Source organism: Streptomyces sp. NPDC017056 (assembly GCF_044332485.1).
Classification (GTDB): domain Bacteria; phylum Actinomycetota; class Actinomycetes; order Streptomycetales; family Streptomycetaceae; genus Streptomyces.
On record NZ_JBIRPD010000001.1, the window covers coordinates 290,351 to 310,110 of the forward strand.

A 19,760-nucleotide genomic window follows, 5' to 3' on the forward strand; every position below is an offset into this window, starting at 1 on the left:
GGTCTGCTGCTCCTTCACCACGGTGGGAAGACCCCGGCCCGGCCGTCCGCACCGTCGGCCGTGCCGGGGTCGCCTGCGGTCGGCCGTCCGCGCCGTCGGGTCCGGTCGGCACGGGATACGTGTGTGCGCGTACCGCACCCGCCGCTCGTTCTAGAACGCGTTCTATCCGACGGCATCCATGTATAGCCGATCCGGCAGGAGCCGGGAACCCCTGACGACCCGTCAGCCAGACGGGCGGCGACGGCGGTGCGCCGCCCGTGACATTTGTCCCCGTCGGCCGACTACATTCGCACCTGCCGGGGCCACGGACGGCGCCGTACCGTCCTGACCAGGGCCCGAACAGGAAAGAGGCAGTGCGCGACGTGCGGAAGAACAGACGGAGCGAGCCGGACGGGGACCACGGGCAGGACGCCCGGGACCGCCGGGGCACCGGCCGGTGGCGGTCCGGCACCCTCAGGGTGCCGGGCTGGGCCGCCATCCCCGGCGGGGCCGGGGACTGCGGGGACGGGCCGGCGACGCCACGGGAGAAGCACCGGCGCAAGGGCAAGGCCCCCAACAGCTTCACCTTCCTGCCGTGGCTGCTGATGGGCATCGGCGCCCTGTCCAACATCTTCAGCGGCAAGACCCAGAACACCTGGCTCGCGGGCCTCGGGCTGCTCACCTTCAATTCCCTCTACGTCTTCGTCGTCTTCTCGGCCTTCAACCCCCGTTACCGCGACTCCCGCGTCCCGGTCTACGGGCTCGCCGCGCTGACCGCGGTCACCTACGCGATCACGATCGGCTTCGGCCACGCCTGGCTGCTGTTCTTCCCGCTGCTGTCCCTGGCGTCCGGCACCGTCCGCGTCCTGCGCGGCAAACCCCACTTCGTCCTGCTCTTCGTCCTCAGCGCCTCCGCCGGCGCCGTCGCGGGCGTACGCGCCGGCGACGGCTGGAACGCCTCCGCCATCGGCTACGGCACCTTCATCTCCGGCATGGTCGCCGCCACCGTCCTGAGCCTCTTCGACAACATCAAGCAGCTCGACGAGACCCGCCAGGAGCTGGCCCGCACCGCCGTGGAGAAGGAGCGCCTGCGCTTCTCCCGCGACCTGCACGACCTGCTCGGCCACACCCTCTCGGTCGTCGTGGTCAAGGCCGAGGCGGTACGGCGGCTGGCGCCGCGCAACCTGGACGCGGCACTGGCCCAGGCCGCCGACATCGAGGCGGTCGGCCGCCAGGCGCTCACCGAGATCAGGGAAGCGGTCACCGGCTACCGCGAGGGCAGCCTGAGCACCGAACTGGACCGCGCGGCCTCCGCCCTCCAGGCCGCCGGCATCGAACATGTCGTCCGCCGCTCGGGCCCGCCGCTGCCCCCGCAGGCCGACGCGCTGCTCGGCTGGGTGGTGCGCGAGGGCGTCACCAACACCGTCCGGCACAGCGGCGCGGCCCGCTGCGAGATCGAGGTACGCACCGACGCCGCGGGCGACCGCGCCCGCCTGACCGTCACCGACGACGGCCGCGGCCCCGGCACGGGCGCGGCACCCCCCGCATCCGGCGGCACCGGCCTCAAGGGCCTGACCGAACGCCTCGCCAGCGCCGGCGGCACCCTCGACGCGGGCCCGGACGGCCGACGCGGCTTCCGGGTGGTGGCGGAGCTGCCGGTGGACCTGGACGAGGTGACGCCGGAACGCTGAGAGCCTGACCGCGCACACCCCGCATCTCCTGTACAACTTTCTCCTCAAGGGGTAACCCCCGCCTCGTACGGGACAACCTTCTAGCTATGTCCCGAGGGTCTACGATCGGAGAACCCTGTGCGCATGACTGACATCCAGCGCTGCGAGATCCGCCCCGGACGTCTGGTGGAGTGGACGCTGCACCCCGCGGTCGTCGAGACCGCGACGAGCCTGCCGCACGACACGCGCCCGCCCGCCTACATCCAGGAGTCGCACGTACGCACGGCACGGTCGGTACGCCAGGACGGCCTGTTCGTACCGACGTGGCTCGGCACCGCCTTCGACATACCGGGGAAGGCCGACCTCGACGTCCTCCAGGAGGCACTGCGCGCCTGGACACTCCGGCACGAGACGCTGCGCAGCGGTTTCCGCTGGGCCGGCGACGAGATGCGGAGATTCACGCTCGACGCGGACGCCGTGGTGCTGCACCGTACGGAGATCGGCGAATTCTCCGACGCGGCGGCGCTGACCCAGCACCTCCAGGACCGTTTCGACGCCGGGGCCGACGCGCTGTCCTGGCCGAACTTCATCTTCGCCGCGGTCGTCAGGGACGACAGCACCAGCGTCTACATGGCGTTCGACCACAGCAACGTCGACGCGTACTCGATCCAGCGCATCACCGCCGAGATCCACGAGCTGTACGCGGCCGGCCTCGACAGCCGCACCGTGGACACGGCACCCGTCGCCAGCTACGTCGACTTCTGCGCCACCGAACGCTCCAGCGCCGACCAGGTCGACGACACGCACGAGGTCGTCGCCCGCTGGCGCAAGTTCATCGCCCAGTGCGACGGGAAGCTGCCGAACTTCCCCGTCGACCTCGGCCTCGACCCCGAAGGGCCGCTGCCCACGCAGAAGTTCATGCACGAGATGCTGGTGGACGACGCCACGGCGGCGGCCTTCGAGGCGTACTGCCGCCCGTACGGCGGGAGTTTCATCGGCGTCCTCGCGGCCACCGGCCTGATCGTCCGCGACATCGGCGGCCAGGAGGTGTACCGCACCGTCGTCCCCTTCCACACCCGGGCGAGGTCCCAGTGGTCGGACTCGGTGGGCTGGTACGTGGGCGGCGCGCCGATCGAGGTCCCCGTGGGGCAGGCGCCGGACTTCGACGGCGCCATGCGGATGGTCCGCGCCGCGCTGCGGGAGAACCGGCCGCTGTCCCGCGTCCCGCTCGCCCGCGTGCTCCGGCTGCTGGGCGCGGATTTCCGGCCCACGTCCCCCGACCTGTACTCGATCGTCTCGTTCGTCGACGCGCGCGCCGTCCCGGGCTCCGAACGGTGGGAGCACCTCAAGGCGTACGGGCTGATCCGGGTCTCCTACGGCGACCAGGTGTGCGCGTGGATCACCCGGCTGCACGAGGGCCTGCAGTTCGCCGGCCGCTACCCGGACACCGACATCGCGTACGGCAACCTACGGCTGTACGTCGAGCGGCTGCGGGAACTCATCGTCTCGGTGGCACGGGAGGGCGCGGCGTTACCCGCCTGACGTACCGGCTCACCGCCCGGGGCCCTTTCGCGGGGGCCCCGGCCGGGGGCTGGCTAGGCTTGTCCCATGACTGACCCGGGCGGCGAGCAGGCCGAAGCGTGCGTGAAGGTTCTCCTCGCCGAGGACCAGGGGATGATGCGGGGCGCGCTGGCGCTGCTGCTCAACCTGGAGGACGACATGGAGGTCGTCGCGCAGGTGCCGGCCGGGGACCAGATCGTGCCGGCGGCACTGGAGGCCAGGCCGGACATCGCGCTGCTGGACATCGAGCTGCCGGGGCGCAGCGGCCTGGACGCCGCCGCCGAGCTGCGCGAGAAGCTGCCGTCCTGCAAGGTGCTGATCGTGACCACGTTCGGGCGGCCCGGGTACCTGCGGCGGGCGATGGAGGCCGGTGCGTCCGGCTTCCTGGTGAAGGACGGCCCGGTGGAGGACCTGGCGGCGGCGATCCGGCGGGTGCTGGCCGGGGAGCGCGTCATCGACCCCGGACTGGCCGCCGCCGCGCTCAGCGCGGGCCCGAACCCGCTGACCCAGCGCGAGCGCGACGCGCTGACCGCGGCCGTGGACGGCGCGACCGTCGCCGACATCGCGGGCAAGCTGCACCTGTCGCAGGCCACCGTCCGCAACTACCTCTCGGCGGCCATCGGCAAGACCGGGACGCGCAACCGCATGGAGGCGGTGCGCACCGCCCGCCAGAACGGCTGGCTGTAGTCCCCCGGCGGCTACCCGGCCGTCCCCTCCTGCAAGTAGCTCTCGTATCCCTTCGCGTCCAGCAGGCCGCCGGCCTCGGCGGGCCGGATCAGGCGGAACACGACCAGCCAGCCCGCGCCGTACGGGTCGTCGTTGATCTGTTCCGGGGTGTCGTTGACGGTGTCGTTGACCACGAGCACCGTGCCGGTCAGCGGCTGGTAGACCTCGGTGACCGCCTTGACCGACTCCAGCGAGCCGAACGCGTCGCCCGCCTCGAACCGCTCGCCCGCCTTGGGCAGTTCGGCGTAGACGATGTCACCGAGCTGCCGCTGCGCGTGTTCGGTGATGCCGACGGTGACCTGATCGCCCTTGATCCGGACCCATTCGTGGTCCTTGGTGTACGAAAGATCCGCGGGGATGTTCGCCATGCCGCGGACGGTGCCACCGCGCCCCGGCGGAGGCAAGGCTTCCGGCGGGGCGCGGGCACGGCGGGCCCGGGGCGGGCGGCCGGCTACGTCCGCAGGTACGACGCGCCGTTGACGTCCAGGACCGTGCCCGAACTCCACTGCGCCTCGGGCGAGGCCAGCCACCGTACGGCCGCCGCGACCTCCTCGGGCGCCGCCACCCGGCCGAACGGGCTCTGCGCGCGGATCGCCGCGCCCTCGGCGCCGGACAGCCGGTGCGCCACCCGGTCGGTGTCGACGAAGCCGGGCGCGACGGACGCCACCGCGATGCCGTACGGGGCGAGGGCGACGGCGAGCGACTGGCCGAGCGCGTGCACGGCGGCCTTGGTCGCGCCGTAGGCGGGGTGGTCGGGCTCGCCGCGGAAGGCGCCGCGGGAACCGACGTTGACGATGCGTCCTCCGGTGCCCTGCGCGATCATCGCCTGGGCCGCGCCGTGGCTGAGGTGGGCGGTGCCGAGCAGGTTGACCTCGACGTGCTGCTGCCAGGCGGCGGTCCAGTCCTCGTACGAGGTGGTCGCGGGCGGGTGCGGGGTGTTGACGGCGGCGTTGTTCACCAGCACGTCGAGGCCGCCGAGAGCTTCGACGGCCGCACCGACCAGGGCGGCGGCGCCGGCCGGGTCGGCGAGGTCGGCGCCGAGCAGGACGTGGCCGCTGCCGGGCAGCGCGGCGAGGGTCTGCTCGGCCTCGGCGCGCCGCGAACCGTAGTGCACCGCGACCCGGTCGCCGTTCTCGGCGAAGGCGCGGGCCACGGCCCGGCCGAGGCCGCGCGAGGCGCCGCTGACCAGGACCCGGCGGCCGGTGGCGGGGAAGGCCGGGACGGGGGGTACGGGGGCGGGTTCAGCCATGGTGGGCGTCCTCGGGGCGGCGGGGCAGGGCCAGGACCATCAGCAGCACGCTCGCCAGCAGGATGACCGTGCCGACCTGGAAGGCGAGGCCGTACCCGTCGGCCATCGCCGCGGGGCCGCCGTGTTCGCCCGTGATCCGGGAGGCGGCGACGGTGGACAGGATCGACAGGCCGAGCGCGCCGCCCATCTGCCGCGAGGTGTTGATCAGTCCGGAGACCAGGCCCTGGTCGGAGGGCGCGGCACCGGAGGTGGCAATCGAGGCGACCGGCGTCGCCGTCAGCCCGGCGCCGAAGGCCATCAGGACGCCGGGGCCGAGCAGCGTGCCGAGGTAGGTGCCGTCGGCGCCCATCTGCCCCTGCCAGACCATTCCCGCGGCGGATATCAGCGCGCCGGCGACGGCCAGGCTCTTGGCGCCCACCCGGTTCATCAGGCGCGGCGCGATCTTCGAGCCGAGCACGATGCTCAGCGAGTGCGGGATGAAGGAGAGCCCGGCCTCCAGCGGCGTGTAGTCGAGGACGTTCTGCACGTAGAGGGAGAGGAAGTACCACATGGAGAACATCGCGGCGCCGGCCAGCACCATGGCGCTGTTCGCCGCGTACACCGACCGCAGCCGGAAGAGCGTGAGCGGCATCAGCGGCGCCTTCGTACGGGCCTCCACCAGCACGAACGCCAGCAGCACCAACAGGCCCGCCGCCAGGGGCAGCAGCGCGACCGCCGACGTCCAGCCGTGCGACTCGGTCTGCACGATGCCGTACGCCACCAGCGCGAGGCCCGCCGTCACCAGCAGCGCGCCGGGGAGGTCCAGGCGCCGCCCCTGCCCGCGGCGGCTCTCGTCGAGCCAGAGCACCGCACCGGCCAGCACCAGCGCGCCGACCGGCACGTTGATCAGCAGCACCCAGCGCCAGGACAGGTACTCGGTCAGCACGCCGCCGACGAGGCCGCCGACGGCGCCGCCGCCCGCGCCGACCGCGGTCCAGGTGGCGATGGCGCGAGTGCGCGCGGGGCCCGCGGGGAAGGCGGTGGTGAGGATGGTGAGGGTGGCTGGGGAGAGCACGGCGGCGCCGACGCCCTGGACCGTACGGGCGGCGATCAGGTGCCAGGACTCCTGCGCCAGGCCGCCCGCCAGGCTGGCCAGGGTGAAGAGGGTGAGCCCCACGACGAATATGCGCTTGCGCCCGAAGAGGTCGGCCATCCGGCCGCCGAGCAGCATGAAGCCGGCGAAGGTGATCACGTAGGCGTTGACGACCCATTGCAGGCCCAGTTCGCTCAGTCCGAGTCCGGTGCGCATGCTGGGCAGCGCGACGTTGACGACCGAGACGTCGAGGACGACGAGGAACTGTCCGGCGCAGACCAGCAGCATCACCAACCAGGCGGGCGGGGGCGTGCGTCGGGCGCTTTCGGGCAGCGTGGTGGGAGTGACTGTCGGGGGCATGGTCTCCATAGTTGCACCCGGCACGCGACGGTGACATCGGAATATCGGCCCGGCCTCGGCCGCCACCCGACCTAGTCCTCCCGTCGTACGCCGGGCGGACGCGGACACCGGGTACGGAGGGGGGCATTCCGGGCCGGTACGGTCACGCCCTGCGCAGGAGCGTGACGACCGCGGCGCCGCCCAGACCGATGTTGTGGGCCAGGCCCACCCGCGCCCCCGGCACCTGCCGCGCCCCGGCCGTGCCGCGCAGCTGCCACACCAGCTCGGCGGCCTGCGCCAGGCCGGTCGCGCCGAGCGGGTGCCCCTTGGAGATCAGCCCGCCGGACGGGTTCACCACCCACCGGCCGCCGTGTGTGGTGGCCCCTTCCTCGGCGAGCTTGCCCGACTCCCCTTCCGCGCACATGCCGAGCGCCTCGTACGTCAGCAGCTCGTTGACCGAGAAGCAGTCGTGCAGCTCGACCACGTCCACGTCCTCGATGCCGAGTCCGCTCGCCTCGTACGCCTGCCGGGCCGCCGCCCTCGACATCGGCCTGCCGACGACGTCGATGCAGGACCCGGAGGCGAAGCTCAGCTCCGTGTCCGTCGTCATGGCCTGCCCGGCGATCTCCACCGCCCGGTCCGCCAGTCCGTGTTCGCGGACGAACCGCTCGGAGGCGACGACGGCGGCGGCCGCGCCGTCGGAGGTCGGCGAGCACTGGAGCTTGGTCAGCGGCCGGTGGACGGTCCGGGCGGCGAGGATCTCCTCGACCGTGTAGACGTCCTGGAACTGGGCGTTCGGATTGTCCGCCGAGTGCCGGTGGTTCTTGGCGCCGACCGCGGCGAGCTGCCGTTCGGTGGTGCCGTACCGGTCCATGTGCTCGCGCGCGGCGTTGCCGAAGATCTGGGCGGTCGGCGGCGTCATCTCGAAGCCGTGCGCGGCGGCCATCACGCCGTAGTGCCGGGCCACGGGCGACGTCGCGAAGTCGCCGCCGTCGGCGCCGCCGCCCAGGGCGCCGCGTTTCATCTTCTCGAAGCCGAGGGCCAGTACACAGTCGTTGAGGCCGGAGGCGACGAACTGCCGGGCCATCATCAGCGCGGTCGAGCCGGTCGCGCAGTTGTTGTTGACGTTGTAGACGGGGATGCCGGTCAGGCCCAGCTCGTAGACGGCGCGCTGCCCGGCCGTGGACGCCTGGTAGCAGTAGCCGGCCGGCACCTGCTCGATGCCGCTGTACGGGACCCCGGCGTCGGCGAGGGCCTTGCCGCCCGCCTCCTTCGCCATGTCCCAGTACGGCCAGTCCCGTGTCTCGGGCTTCTCGAACTTCGTCATACCGACGCCGATGATGTACGCCTTGCCGGCCATGTCCGTCCTCCTCGTCGGTGGCGCCCGCGTCAGACGACCGGGCGCGGTTCGGGGTCCCTGGGCAGGCCGAGCAGCCGCTCCGCGACGACGTTCAGCTGCACCTGTGTCGTACCGCCCGCGATCGTCAGGCAGCGCGACATCAGGAAGCCGTGCAGGGCGCGTCCCGCGTCGCCCTCGCCCGTCGCGCCTTCCGGGCCGAGGAGTTCGAGCGCCAGCTCGGCGACCTTCTGCTGGTGCGCCGTCTGCACCAGCTTGCGGATACTGGCTCCGGCGCCCGGTTCCAGCCCGGAGACCTGCTGGAGGGTGGTGCGCAGCCCGATGCACGCCAGCGCGTGCGCCTCGGCGGCGAGCGCGCCCACGCGCTCGCGCACCGCGTCGTCCAGCCCCGCCGACCGCTCGATCAGCGCCTCCAGGCCGGTGCCGAAGGTCACCTGGTCGGCCATGTGGACGCGCTCGTTGCCGAGTGTGTGCCGGGCCACCCGCCAGCCGTCGCCCACCTCCCCCACCACCGCGTCCGCCGGCAGCAGCACGTCGTCGAAGTAGACCTCGCAGAAGAGGGAGTCGCCGGTGATCTCTTTCAGCGGCCGCACCTCGACGCCGGGGGCCGCCATGTCGACCAGGAAGAACGTCAGCCCCTGGTGCTTGGGCGCGCCGGGGTCCGTGCGGGCGAGCAGGATGCCGTGGTCCGCCCGTTGGGCCGCCGAGGTCCACACCTTCTGGCCGTTGACGCGCCAGCCGCCGTCCACCCGCTCGGCCCGGGTGCGCAGTGCGGCCAGGTCGGAACCGGCCTCCGGCTCGGAGAACAGCTGGCACCACGACTGGTCGCCGCGGAGCGTCGGCAGCAGGTGGCGCTCCTTCTGTTCCGGCGTCCCGTAGGTGATCAGCGAGGGCACCACCCAGGTCGCGATGCCCAGGCCGCCGACTTCGACGCCCGCCGCGCGCAGCTCCCGCTGGATCGCGAGCTGTTGGACGGGGCCCGCGCCCAGGCCGTACGGGGCGGGCAGGTGCGGCGCCGCGTATCCGGTGGGCGCCAGTTCGCGGCGTACGGCGGCGGGGCCGAGGCCGCGTACCGCGCCGATCACCTCGCGGGCCTGCTCGCGGTAGGCGGCCGCCTCGCGCGACCGCTCCGCCGGCAGGTCCGTGCGCAGCTCGCGCCGGGCGCCCCGCGCGCCGAGCCCGGCCGCCCGCAGCCGGTGCGCGGTACCGCTGCCGAGCAGCTGGCGGGCCACGGTCGCCCGCCGCAGGTACAGGTGCGCGTCGTGCTCCCAGGTGAAGCCGATGCCGCCGAGGAGCTGGATGCAGTCCTTGGCGCAGGTGAAGGCGGCGTCCAGGGCGGTGGCCGCGGCCAGCGCGCCGACGAGGCCGCGGGTCGCGGGGTCCTCGTCCGCCGCGCGCGCCGCGTCCCACGCCAGGGCGCGCGCCTGCTCGACGCGTACGAGCATGTCGGCGCAGAGGTGCTTGACGGCCTGGAACCTGCCGATCGGCCCGCCGAACTGCTCGCGTACGGTCGCGTGCTCCGACGCGGTGTGCAGCGCCCAGGCCGCCGTGCCGCACGCCTCGGCGGCGAACAGCGCCGCCGCCAGATCCCGTACGAGGCCGGTGTCGATGTCCAGCACCCGGCCGGCCGGTACGCGGACGCCCTCGGCCGCGACACCGGCGGTCGGGCGCGTCGGGTCGGCGGCGGTGTCCGGCACCCGTACGGACAGCGCGTCGGCGTCGGCGGCGAGCCAGACGGTGCCCGTCGGCGCCTCGGCCGCCAGGACGATCAGGTCGGCGTCGCCACCGCCGAGGACGGGCGGCGCCGCGCCGTCCAGTACGTAGCCGCCGTCCGTCAGGGCCGCGCGCAGCGTGCCCGCGCCGAGTGCGACGGCGCCGACGCGTTCGCCCGCCGCCAGGGCGCGCACGAGGCCGGGGGCGCCGCCGCGCCGCAGCAGTTCGGAGGCGAGCACGCTGGGCAGGTACGGCCCCGGCAGCGCGGCGCGGCCGGTCTCCTCCAGCACCACGGCGAGGTCGAGGAGGCTGCCGCCGCCCCCGCCGTCCGCCTCGGGCAGGTGCGGGCCGAGCAGGCCCATCGCGGCGAGCCCGTCCCAGTACGCGGGGCGTCCGCGCCGGCCGGGCCCGGCGTCCAGCAGCTTGCGCAGCTCCTCCGGCGGCACGGTGCGGGCCGCCCACCCCCGTACCGCCTCGGCCAGGTCCTGGTGTTCCGGTGTGATGGCGATACCCATGGCGGGCACAGTAGAACAGGTTCCAAACTGACGGTAGGTCAGATCGGGGTCGCATCGCGGGCCGGACGGGCGGGCCGGACGGCCGGGCCCGGTGTCCGGGATTCGCGACCGGGACCCACCTCCCGGACCCGCGTTCGGGGTCCGCCCCGCCCGGCCGCGTGTTACCGGCACGTACGATCCGTCGTTGTGAGTCACCGCCGCACGCCCCGGTGACCGTACGACTAGGAGGAATCCCCATGGCCGCCGCGAACGCCCCCAAGCCGGAGACACTCGCCGCATTCGAGGCGGCCAAGGGCTTCATGCCCCTCGACGAGGGCCTCGCGCTCTACGCGGCCGCCGCGCAGGCCGCCGCGCTGGGGCTGCCGCTCGCGGAGGTCGGCACCTACTGCGGCCGCTCCACGATCCTGCTCGCCGACGCCGCACGCGCGGCCGGCGTGACGGCCGTCACCGTCGACCACCACCGCGGCAGCGAGGAGCAGCAGCCCGGCTGGGAGTACCACGACCCCTCCGTGGTCGACCCGGAGGTCGGCCTGATGGACACCCTGCCCACCTTCCGCCGCACGCTGTACGCGGCCGGCCTGGAGGACCACGTCGTGGCACTGGTGGGCCGCTCCCCGCAGATCGCCGCGATCTGGAACACGCCCGTCGGCCTGGTCTTCGTCGACGGCGGGCACACCGACGAGCACGCCACCGCCGACTACGAGGGCTGGGCGCCGCACGTCGCCCCCGGCGGGCTGCTCGTCATCCACGACGTCTTCGCCGACCCGGCGGACGGCGGCCAGGCCCCGTACCGCGTCTACCGCCGCGCCCTGGAATCCGGCGCCTTCACCGAAATGTCGGCACACGGATCGCTGCACGTACTGCGTCGCACCGGCGAAGGCCACTGACCTCCCCACTACGATCGCGATGTGTCGAACGGCAGTACATTCCCCCCGCGCCGCCGCTTCGGCGGCACCCTCGTCGTCGTCCTGGCCGCGCTGCTGGCCGCCTGCGCCGCCGGCTGGCTGATCTGGCGGTCCGCGAGCGGCCACGGCGGCGGCAGACCGCCGAAGGCGCTGCCCGCACCCAGCCCGGACGCGCCGGCCCCGGCCTCGCCGGGTCCGCACACGCCCGGCGAGGCCGGCCGGGACGGCAAGGGCGACGAGGCCGGGACCGGCGGCCGGGCCGGCACCCGCCTCAAGGGCAAGGTCGTCCTCATCGACCCCGGCCACAACACCCGCAACCGCGACCACACCCGGGAGATCGCGCGCCAGGTGGACGTCGGCAACGGGCGCAAGGAGTGCGACACCACCGGCACCTCCACCAACGACGGGTACGCCGAGGCGTCCTTCACCCTCGACGTGGCGCGCCGCGCCCGCACCCTCCTCCAGGCCGAGGGCGCCAAGGTCGTCTTCACCCAGGACGGCGACCGCCCGTACGGCCCGTGCGTGGACGAGCGCGCCCGCGCCGGGAACGAGGCCGGGGCCGACGCCGCCGTCTCCGTGCACGCCGACGGCGCGGGCGAGGGGAACCGGGGCTTCCACGTGATCCTCCCCGCCCGCGTCACCGCGGGCACGGCGGACACCTCCGCCATCGTCGGCCCATCCCGGCGGCTCGGCGAACACCTGGCGGGCCGGTTCGTGGCACTGACCGGGAGCGCCCCGGCCAATTACGTCGGCGGCGGAACCGGCCTGGACGTGCGCTCCGACCTGGGCGGCCTCAACCTCTCCCGTATTCCCAAGGTGTTCCTGGAGTGCGGCAATATGCGGGACGCGAAGGACGCCGCGCAATTGACCGACGCGAAATGGCGGGAAAAGGCCGCGCGCGGGATCAGCGAGGGCATTGCGGACTTCCTGGCGGAGTAGCCGCCGACAGGACGGCCCACAGGATCCGGCGGTAGGTTCCCCCTTACGATGGTGGGCCACCCCGTGCCTCGCCACGCGCCCACCAGCGCCCAGGCAGCGACCGCGACGACCAGAACACCGGAACCGACAAAGGACCCTTACGTGAACATCCGCTCCCTCACTAGAGGCGACGGCGTGGTGATCGGAGCAGCGGTGTTGCTGTTCATCGCCTCGTTTCTCGACAGCAGCTCGTACGACGGCTCCGACTGCACCGGCAGCTTCTGCCCGAAAATCACTTCCACGAACGCGTGGGACGCGCTGCCCCTGCTGATGGGCGTATACCTGGGCGGCGTGATCGCGGCCGCCCTGATCGTCGTGGCGCGTGCCCTGCCGCAGCCGCTGAAGGTGGCCGGCCTCGACCTCGGCCAGTTCGGCGTCGCGTTCTCCGTGTTCGTCGCCTGGCTCGCCTTCTGGACGATCGTCAGCGCCTCCGGCGCGGGCGCCGGCCTGATTCTCGGTCTGATCGCCGCTCTCATTCTGGCGGGCGCGGCCGTGGCCACCCCGCTCGTCCCCGCCCTCAAGGCCGGTCTCGTCCCGGCCCCGCGGCCGCAGGCCCCGTCCCCGTACGGCGCGGCCCCCGGCCAGGGCTACGGCTACCCCGGTGCCCACCAGCAGCAGCCGGCCCCCGGCGGGTACGGCTACCCGGGCGCCCACCAGCCCGGCCAGCCGCAGCCGGGCCAGGGCCAGCCGGGCCCGCAGACGTTCGGCGGCCAGCAGCCCGCGCCGGCCGCCGCGCAGCAGCCCGCCGCCCCCGCGGCGGAGTTCGCGCCGTTCTGGTTCGCGGTGCCCGTCGCGCGCCCACTGTACGGCGAGGACGGCACGCCGACGCCGATCGCCGAGCTGGCGCCCGGCACCTGGTACCTGGCCGTCGACCAGCGCGGCCCGGCGCTCGTCGCGCAGACCCAGGACGGGCGCCGCGGCGTCCTCCAGGACACCACCGGCATCCAGCGCGGCTGACACCCGCACGCGCGCACCGCACGGCCCCTCGCCCCCAAGCGAGGGGCCGTCGCCGTAACGTCCCCCTTTCCTTCCCCCTCCCCCGCCTCGTACAGTGCACCCACCGCACCTGACACACCGTCAGCAGGCCGGTACGGGAGGGGCACCGCCATGCGACTCGGCCTGGCACTCGGCTACTGGGGCCGCGGCCCCGAGCCCCGGCACGTCGAACTGGCCCAGGAGGCCGAGCGGCTGGGCTACGACTCCGTATGGACAGCGGAAGCCTGGGGCTCCGACGCGTTCACCGCGCTCACGTGGATCGCGGCCCACACGTCCCGCATCAAACTGGGCACCGCCGTCGCCCAGATGGCCGCCCGCACGCCCACCGCCACCGCCATGCAGGCCCTGACCCTGGACCACCTGTCCGGCGGCCGGATGCGGCTCGGGCTCGGCCTGTCCGGGCCGCAGGTGGTCGAGGGCTGGTACGGCCGCCCGTTCCCCGCGAGCCCCCTCACCGCCACCCGCGAGTACGTGGACATCGTCCGCCAGGTCCTGCGTAGGGAAGCCCCGGTGACCCTGGACGGCCGCTTCCACCCGCTCCCCTACCGCGGCCCCGACGCCACCGGCCTCGGCAAACCCCTCAAGCCCATCACCCACCCGCGCCGCGCCGACCTCCCGGTCCTCCTCGGTGCCGAGGGCCCCAAGAACATCGCCCAGACCACCCGCATCGCCGACGGCTGGCTCCCGCTGTACTGGTCGCCGTACCGCACCGACGCGTACGAGGCGCCGCTCGCCGGTGCCCCCGACGGCTTCCTGGTCGCGCCGATGGCCCTCGCGCAGGTCTGCGACGACGTCGCCGAGGGCCTCCTTCCCGTCAAGGGCATGCTCGCCTTCTACATCGGCGGCATGGGCCACGCGGCCCGCAACTTCCACGCGGACCTGATGTCCCGCATGGGCTACCCGGACGAAGCCCGCCGTATCCAGGAACTCTTCCGCCAGGGCCACCGCGCGGAAGCGGTCCGCGCCGTCCCCGACGCCTTCGCCGACGCCATCTCCCTGACCGGCCCACGCGCCCGCATCGCCGACCGCCTCACCGCCTGGCGCGCGGGCCCGGTGACCGACCTCCTGGTCACCACCCAGGACCCGCACACCCTGCGGGTCCTGGCGGAACTCAACCAGTAGGGCGCCCCGCGCGCCCCGTTCCTCAGCTCCTCAGCTCCTCAGCCGAACGAGGAAACCGACAGCCACTCGTCCAGGAACGCCCGGTCGCCGGTGATCTCGACGCCGGGAGTGTCGGGCGAGAGGCGGCGGTAGTAGACGCGGAGCAGGTCGGCGGCTGGGGCGCTGAGGGTGACGGTGGCTTCTTCGGGAGTGTGGCGGTAGGTGGCGGCGGTGCCGCTGAGGTCGACGACCCAGTCGGCGTGGGTGCCGGGCGGGGTGTCGGTCGCGTGCAGGCGCAGGGTGCGGCCGGTACCGAGGAGGCGGTTGGACTCGTGGTCGGGCCGGAGGGTGGGGATCATGCAGATCAGCTGCGTGTACTCCTCGATGGTGTCGGCGGCCACCTCCGGGTCCAGGAGGAAGTCGGCGCCGGTCGTGGCCGCCGCGTCGGCCCGGTGGACGACCGTCTCGTGGGTCATCCGCCGTGCCCAGAAGCCGGACGGCTGCCCCGGCGCCCAGACCCAGATCGGGGTGTCGGGGCCGATCTCGCGCAGCGCCTCGGCGGTCAGCCGCCCGCTCTCGGCCAGCCAGGCGTCCAGTGCCGCCGGGTCGCTGCCCGCCGGGCCCTTGTACTCGGGGACCGAGTCGAACGGCACCATTTCGGTGGCCCGGGTCCGTACGGTCGTGTCGACCCAGCGGAGTGCGCCGCCGACGTGCCGTACGAGGTCTTCCAAAGTCCAGTCCGGACAGGTCGGTACGGTCGCCTTCAAGTCGCCGCCGCGTATCGTCTGCCGGAACGCGTCGGTCTCGGCGAGGACTTCGGCACAGTAACGCTCGTGGTCAAGTGTTCCGATCATGGTGGTCATGGATCGCACTGTAACGGCTGGAGTGTTCGGCCGGACGCCGGGCCCCGGCCCAACGGGACGGTGCTGTAGGGGGAGTTGTTTATTCCGGGCTTACGCGGCTACCCGGCCGTCATGTCCAGCAGACACCGGTACGGAAGCAGTCACGCGGCCACGGCCGTCACCGTCATCGCGGACGTCACCGCCCTGATCCTGGGCCTGTGGATCGCGATGTACCTGCTCGACGCGAACCGCGCCAACGACCTGGTGCACTTCGTCCAGGGCGCGGCGCGGTGGCTGGCGGGCTGGTCCTACAACCTGTTCACCTTCGACGCGGAGTGGCTGCGGACGCTGCTGAACTACGGGCTCCCGGCGCTCGTGTACCTCGTCGTCGGGCATGCGCTCGCGGCCCGCATCCGGCGCATCGAGCACTGAGGAGGCGGTGGGGCGGCAACGGGGCCGCCCCACCGGTCGGCGGCCGCGGTCAGCGGCAGCAGTCCGGGGCCAGGCCCGCCGGCAGGCGCTCGCCGCCGAAGACGGCGGTGGTCGCCTCGTCGCCCCCCAGCGCGGCCACGGCCAGCAGCATCGATCCCGCCGTCCAGGAGGTCTGTTCCTCGGGCCAGACGGCGTCGTCGTCGAAGACGTAGCCCGTCCAGTACATGCCGTTGTCGGCGCGCAGGTGCTGGACCCACTTGAGGATCTGCACGGCACTGTCGGACTCGCCCATCGCCCAGAGCGCCAGGGCCAGTTCGGCGCTCTCGCCGCCGGTGACCCACGGGTTGGGCAGCACGCAGCGCACGCCTAGCCCGGGGACCACGAAGTCCTCCCAGGCGGACTCGATGCGCTCCTTGGCGGCGGCGCCGCGCAGGGCGCCGCCGAGGACCGGGTAGTACCAGTCCATGGAGTAGCGCGCCTTGTCGAGGAAGCGCTCGGGGTGGTGCCGGATGGCGTGCCCGAGGCGGCCGAGGGCCAGTTCCCAGTCGGGCTGGGGCTCTTCGCGCTGGTCGGCGATGGCCAGGGCGCAGCGCAGCGCCTGGTAGACGGAGGAGGAACCGGTCAGCAGCGCATCGGGGACGGGCGTTCCGTCGTCCTCGCGCTTCCAGCCGATCTCGCCGCCGGGCTGCTGGAGGTCGAGGACGAACTCCATGGCCGCGTAGACGGCGGGCCACATGCGGTCGACGAAGGTGTCGTCGCCGGTGGACAGGTAGTGGTGCCAGACGCCGACGGCGATGTAGGCGCAGAAGTTGGTCTCGCGGCCGCGGTCGGTGGGGGCCGCGGCGTCCCCGTCGGCGTAGGCCGCGTACCAGGAGCCGTCCGGGTTCTGGTGCCGGGCCAGCCAGGCGTACGCGGCTTCGGCGCGCTCGTGCTCGCCGGCCGCGTCCAGGGCCATGGCGGCCTCGGTGTGGTCCCACGGGTCGAGGTGGTGGCCGCGGAACCAGGGGATGGCGCCGTCCTCGCGCTGTGCGGCCAGGATGCCGGCGACCGTGCGGGCCGCTTGTTCGGCGGTGAGCACACCGGGCAGGACCAGGTGCTCCGTGCGCCCCGGGCTCGTCACTTGGCGGCCCCGGCGGCGTCCGTGGCGGCGTCGGTGGCGTCCGCGGCGGCGGCCGCGGGCAGGTGCGGCTTGGTGGCGTACGCGACGAAGCTCTTGCCGATCACCGGGTTGAGCACCTGCTCGGCCATCCGCGTGGCCAGCGGCTTCTTCATGATGTCCCAGACCAGCAGCTTGTGGTACGCCTTGACCGGCAGCGCCTGGTCGTTGTCGACGCCGAAGGCGCACTTGAGCCACCAGTAGGGGCTGTGCAGCCCGTGCGCGTGGTGGGTGCCGTACGGCTTCAGGCCCGCCTCGCGCATCTTGCCGAGGAGTTCGTCGGCCTTGTAGATGCGGATGTGGCCGCCCTCGACCTCGTGGTACTCGTCGCTCAGCGCCCAGCAGACCTTCTCCGGGCCGTAGCGCGGCACGGTCACCGCGATCCGCCCGCCGGGCCGCAGCACCCGCACCATCTCCGCGAGCACGCCCTTGTCGTCGGGGATGTGCTCCATGACCTCGGAGATGATGACGACGTCGAAGCTCTCGTCGGGGAACGGCAGGGCCAGCGCGTCGCCCTCCATGGCGGTGGCGGTGGCGCCCGCCGGGGCCTCCCCCGCCTCCTTCATCGCGGCGAACCACTTGGCGACCTCGCGGATCTCCTCGGCGTTCTGGTCGAGGGCCACGACCTGCGCGCCGCGCCGGTAGCACTCGAAGGCGTGCCGGCCCGCGCCGCAGCCCAGGTCGAGGACGCGGTCGCCCTGCGCCAGCGGGAATCGGGAAAAGTCGACGGTCAGCAAGGGCTCTCTGCTTTCGTCCTGGGGGGCCGCGTGGCTAGGGCCGGCGGCGGTGGGTCATGGCGGTGGTGGTCGGTGCCCTGCCGGGGCGCATCAGGCGCGGCCGGCGGGGGACGGTGCGGTGGCGGGCGCGGGGCGGCGGGCGGCGCGCCCGCCGGAGGACTGGAGGGCGATGGCTTCGCGGTAGCGCTCGGCGGTGCCGATGGCGGCCTGGCGCCAGGTGAAGCGGGCGAGGACGCGTTCGCGTCCCGCGGCGCCGAGGCGGCGGCGCAGCGCGTCGTCGTCCAGCAGGCGGACGAGCCCGGCGGCCAGCGCGCCCGGGTCGCCCGGCGGTACGGACAGGCAGGTCTCGCCGTCGGGTCCGGAGACCTCGGGGATGGCGCCGCCGGTGGTGGCCAGCAGCGGCGTACCGGTGGCCATGGCTTCGGCGGCGGGCAGCGAGAAGCCTTCGTAGAGGGAGGGGACGCAGGCGATCTGGGCACTGCGGACCAGGTCGACGAGTTCGGCGTCGGTGATGCCCTTGACGAACTCGATGGCGTCGCCGAGGCCGTGCCGTTCGATGGCGGCGGCGACGGGGCCGTCGTCGGCGCGCTTGCCGACGACGACGAGGTGGGCGCGCGGGTTTTCGGTACGGACCTTGGCGAGCGCTTCCACGAGGTGGACGAGGCCCTTGAGGGGCACGTCGGCGCTGGAGGTGGTGACGATGCGGCCGGGGATCTCGGGGACCGAGGGGTCGGGCGAGAAGAGGTCGGTGTCGGCGCCGATGTGCACGACGTGGATGCGGCCGTCGCGTACGCCGAGGTGGTCGACGATCTCCTGGCGGGAGGAGCCGGAGACGGTCAGCACCGACGGCAGGCGGCGGGCGACGCGCTTCTGCATCCGGGTGAAGCCGTACCAGCGGCGTACGGAGGCGCGGCGCTTCCAGCCCCCGGCGGCGTCGAGGTCGAGCTGCCGGTCGACGGTGATGGGGTGGTGGATGGTGGTGACCAGGGGCGCGCCGAGGTCGCCGAGCAGGCCGTAGCCGAGGGTCTGGTTGTCGTGCACGACGTCGAAGTCGCCGCGCCGGGCCGCGAGGTGGCGGCGGGCGCGCAGGGAGAAGGTGAGCGGCTCGGGGAAGCCGCCGGTCCACATGGTGCCGACCTCGACGGCGTCGATCCAGTCCCGGTACTCGCCGCGCTTGGGGGTGCGGAAGGGGTCGGGCTGGCGGTACAGGTCGAGGCTGGGCAGCTCGGTGAGGGTGACCCCCTCGTCGAGGACCGGGTACGGCTGCGCGCCGATCACTTCGACGGTGTGGCCGAGGCGGGCCAGCTCGCGGGAGAGGTGGCGGACGTAGACGCCCTGGCCGCCGCAGAACGGGTTGCCCTTGTAGGTCAGCAGGGCGATGCGCAGGGGGCGGTCGCCGTCCGGGCCCGGGGAGGCCGCGGGGGCCTCGGCGGGGTGCGGCGCGGCTGCCTGGACGGCCTCGGCGGACACTCTCGGCCCCCTTCTCGCTGGACTTTCGCCGGAGCGTAACCGCTGGCGCTAATCTAGAACAAGTTTCAGTGCGGATCGGCCGCGGCCGGTCGGCGGCCGGTCCGCGGCCGCCCGGCAGGGCCCCGCGGCCGATCGGTTACTGATCAGTTCAAGAGCTTCGAATCTACCGGCCCCCACCCCGGCGAAAAGAGCCGCACCAGGTGATTCGCGCCACGGACCGCGGCCCTGCCATGCTGTGCCGATCGCTTGACCGGTACGCGCCGCACCGCGGACGGACTGTCACGGAATGGGACATATGACTACGGATTCCAAAGCGGCCGGCGCGGCGCTTCCCGCCAGTCCTCCCCTGACCGAGCGTCAGGAAGCCCGGCGCCGCCGCATCCTGCACGCCAGTGCCCGGCTGGCGAGCCGCGGCGGGTTCGACGCCGTGCAGATGCGCGAGGTCGCCGAGTCCTCCGACGTCGCGCTCGGCACCCTCTACCGGTACTTCCCCTCCAAGATCCACCTGCTGGTGGCGACCATGCAGGACCAGTTGCAGCACATGCACGAGACGCTGCGCAAGCGCCCGCCGACGGAGCGGGAGCCGGGCGCCCGGGTCGCGCAGACGCTGATGCGCGCCTTCCGGGCGCTCCAGCGCGAACCGCACCTGGCGGACGCCATGGTGCGCGCCCTGACGTTCGCCGACCGCTCGGTGAGCCCGGAGGTGGACACCGTCTCGCGGCTCACCACGGCGATCATCCTGGACGCGATGGGGCTGGACGGCGCGCCGACGCCCGAGCAGCTCTCCGCGGTCCGGGTGATCGAGCACACCTGGCACTCGGCGCTGATCACCTGGCTCTCGGGGCGCGCCTCGATCGCCCAGGTGAAGATCGACATCGAGACGGTCTGCCGGCTCATCGACGTCACGGCGCCCCGGCAGCACACCTGAGGTGACGGCTACGGGCGCGTAATCCCGCGCGAAGC

Annotated in this window: 18 protein-coding genes; 9 read left to right on the forward strand and 9 right to left on the reverse strand. The window is 73.5% G+C overall.

What is annotated here, in order from left to right; translation table 11 throughout:
• Positions 1–362 precede the first annotated feature (362 nt).
• The 3 genes from ACH4OW_RS01325 to ACH4OW_RS01335 all read left to right on the forward strand — a co-directional run bounded on the left by ACH4OW_RS01325 (position 363) and on the right by ACH4OW_RS01335 (position 3,896).
• Positions 363–1,670: a sensor histidine kinase gene (locus ACH4OW_RS01325; protein WP_398024022.1), complete on the forward strand. Its 1,308-nt coding sequence runs from the start codon at positions 363–365 to the stop codon at positions 1,668–1,670.
• 123 nt (positions 1,671–1,793) lie between these two features.
• Entirely contained in the window at positions 1,794–3,191 is a 1,398-nt protein-coding gene (locus ACH4OW_RS01330) for a condensation domain-containing protein (RefSeq protein WP_360136820.1), read from the forward strand.
• A gap of 66 nt (positions 3,192–3,257) precedes the next feature.
• Entirely contained in the window at positions 3,258–3,896 is a 639-nt protein-coding gene (locus tag ACH4OW_RS01335) for a response regulator transcription factor (protein WP_360136821.1), read from the forward strand.
• An 11-nt stretch (positions 3,897–3,907) separates the two neighbouring features.
• Here the strand turns inward: ACH4OW_RS01335 and gcvH are convergent, their stop codons facing one another.
• From gcvH to ACH4OW_RS01360, 5 genes are all read right to left on the reverse strand, one after another.
• Positions 3,908–4,303 (reverse strand): glycine cleavage system protein GcvH, encoded by a 396-nt coding sequence (gene gcvH, locus ACH4OW_RS01340; RefSeq protein WP_398024026.1) that lies wholly within the window; start codon positions 4,301–4,303, stop codon positions 3,908–3,910.
• A gap of 83 nt (positions 4,304–4,386) precedes the next feature.
• Entirely contained in the window at positions 4,387–5,184 is a 798-nt protein-coding gene (locus ACH4OW_RS01345; RefSeq protein ID WP_360136823.1) for an SDR family oxidoreductase, read from the reverse strand.
• Positions 5,177–6,625: an MFS transporter gene (locus tag ACH4OW_RS01350; protein ID WP_360136824.1), complete on the reverse strand. Its 1,449-nt coding sequence runs from the start codon at positions 6,623–6,625 to the stop codon at positions 5,177–5,179. The genes ACH4OW_RS01345 and ACH4OW_RS01350 overlap by 8 nt, the downstream gene beginning before the upstream one ends.
• A gap of 133 nt (positions 6,626–6,758) precedes the next feature.
• Positions 6,759–7,955: a lipid-transfer protein gene (locus ACH4OW_RS01355; protein WP_398024028.1), complete on the reverse strand. Its 1,197-nt coding sequence runs from the start codon at positions 7,953–7,955 to the stop codon at positions 6,759–6,761.
• 29 nt (positions 7,956–7,984) lie between these two features.
• Entirely contained in the window at positions 7,985–10,180 is a 2,196-nt protein-coding gene (locus ACH4OW_RS01360; RefSeq protein ID WP_398024031.1) for an acyl-CoA dehydrogenase, read from the reverse strand.
• Between the two features lie 236 nt (positions 10,181–10,416).
• Between ACH4OW_RS01360 and ACH4OW_RS01365 the strand changes: the two genes are divergently transcribed.
• From ACH4OW_RS01365 to ACH4OW_RS01380, 4 genes are all read left to right on the forward strand, one after another.
• Positions 10,417–11,067: a class I SAM-dependent methyltransferase gene (locus ACH4OW_RS01365; RefSeq protein WP_398024034.1), complete on the forward strand. Its 651-nt coding sequence runs from the start codon at positions 10,417–10,419 to the stop codon at positions 11,065–11,067.
• Positions 11,068–11,088: 21 nt separating this feature from the next.
• Positions 11,089–12,024, forward strand: a complete 936-nt coding sequence (locus ACH4OW_RS01370) for an N-acetylmuramoyl-L-alanine amidase (RefSeq protein WP_398024036.1) — start codon at positions 11,089–11,091, stop codon at positions 12,022–12,024.
• Positions 12,025–12,165: 141 nt separating this feature from the next.
• A complete protein-coding gene (locus ACH4OW_RS01375; protein ID WP_360136829.1) occupies positions 12,166–13,020 on the forward strand; it encodes a DUF5336 domain-containing protein in 855 nt (284 codons plus the stop codon).
• Positions 13,021–13,170: 150 nt separating this feature from the next.
• On the forward strand, positions 13,171–14,181 hold the full coding sequence (locus ACH4OW_RS01380; protein ID WP_398024039.1) for an LLM class F420-dependent oxidoreductase: 1,011 nt from the start codon (positions 13,171–13,173) through the stop codon (positions 14,179–14,181).
• Positions 14,182–14,219: 38 nt separating this feature from the next.
• Here ACH4OW_RS01380 and ACH4OW_RS01385 read toward each other — a convergent pair whose 3' ends face one another.
• Positions 14,220–15,014 (reverse strand): maleylpyruvate isomerase family mycothiol-dependent enzyme, encoded by a 795-nt coding sequence (locus ACH4OW_RS01385; protein WP_360136868.1) that lies wholly within the window; start codon positions 15,012–15,014, stop codon positions 14,220–14,222.
• Positions 15,015–15,134: 120 nt separating this feature from the next.
• Here ACH4OW_RS01385 and ACH4OW_RS01390 point away from each other — a divergent pair, with 120 nt between their 5' ends.
• A complete protein-coding gene (locus tag ACH4OW_RS01390; RefSeq protein WP_360136831.1) occupies positions 15,135–15,434 on the forward strand; it encodes a hypothetical protein in 300 nt (99 codons plus the stop codon).
• A 49-nt stretch (positions 15,435–15,483) separates the two neighbouring features.
• Here the strand turns inward: ACH4OW_RS01390 and ACH4OW_RS01395 are convergent, their stop codons facing one another.
• The 3 genes from ACH4OW_RS01395 to ACH4OW_RS01405 all read right to left on the reverse strand — a co-directional run bounded on the left by ACH4OW_RS01395 (position 15,484) and on the right by ACH4OW_RS01405 (position 18,797).
• A complete protein-coding gene (locus ACH4OW_RS01395; protein ID WP_398024041.1) occupies positions 15,484–16,554 on the reverse strand; it encodes a prenyltransferase in 1,071 nt (356 codons plus the stop codon).
• Positions 16,551–17,327 (reverse strand): class I SAM-dependent methyltransferase, encoded by a 777-nt coding sequence (locus tag ACH4OW_RS01400; protein WP_360136833.1) that lies wholly within the window; start codon positions 17,325–17,327, stop codon positions 16,551–16,553. Before ACH4OW_RS01400 ends, ACH4OW_RS01395 begins: the two co-directional genes overlap by 4 nt.
• 90 nt (positions 17,328–17,417) lie before the next feature.
• Positions 17,418–18,797 carry a glycosyltransferase family 4 protein gene (locus ACH4OW_RS01405; RefSeq protein WP_398024044.1) on the reverse strand — a complete coding sequence of 460 codons (1,380 nt, stop codon included), beginning with the start codon at positions 18,795–18,797 and terminating at the stop codon, positions 17,418–17,420.
• 295 nt (positions 18,798–19,092) lie between these two features.
• On the opposite strand from ACH4OW_RS01405, the gene ACH4OW_RS01410 reads away from it, so the two are divergent.
• Complete coding sequence (locus ACH4OW_RS01410) at positions 19,093–19,725, forward strand: TetR family transcriptional regulator (protein WP_360136835.1); 633 nt, start codon at positions 19,093–19,095, stop codon at positions 19,723–19,725.
• Positions 19,726–19,760: the final 35 nt, after the last annotated feature.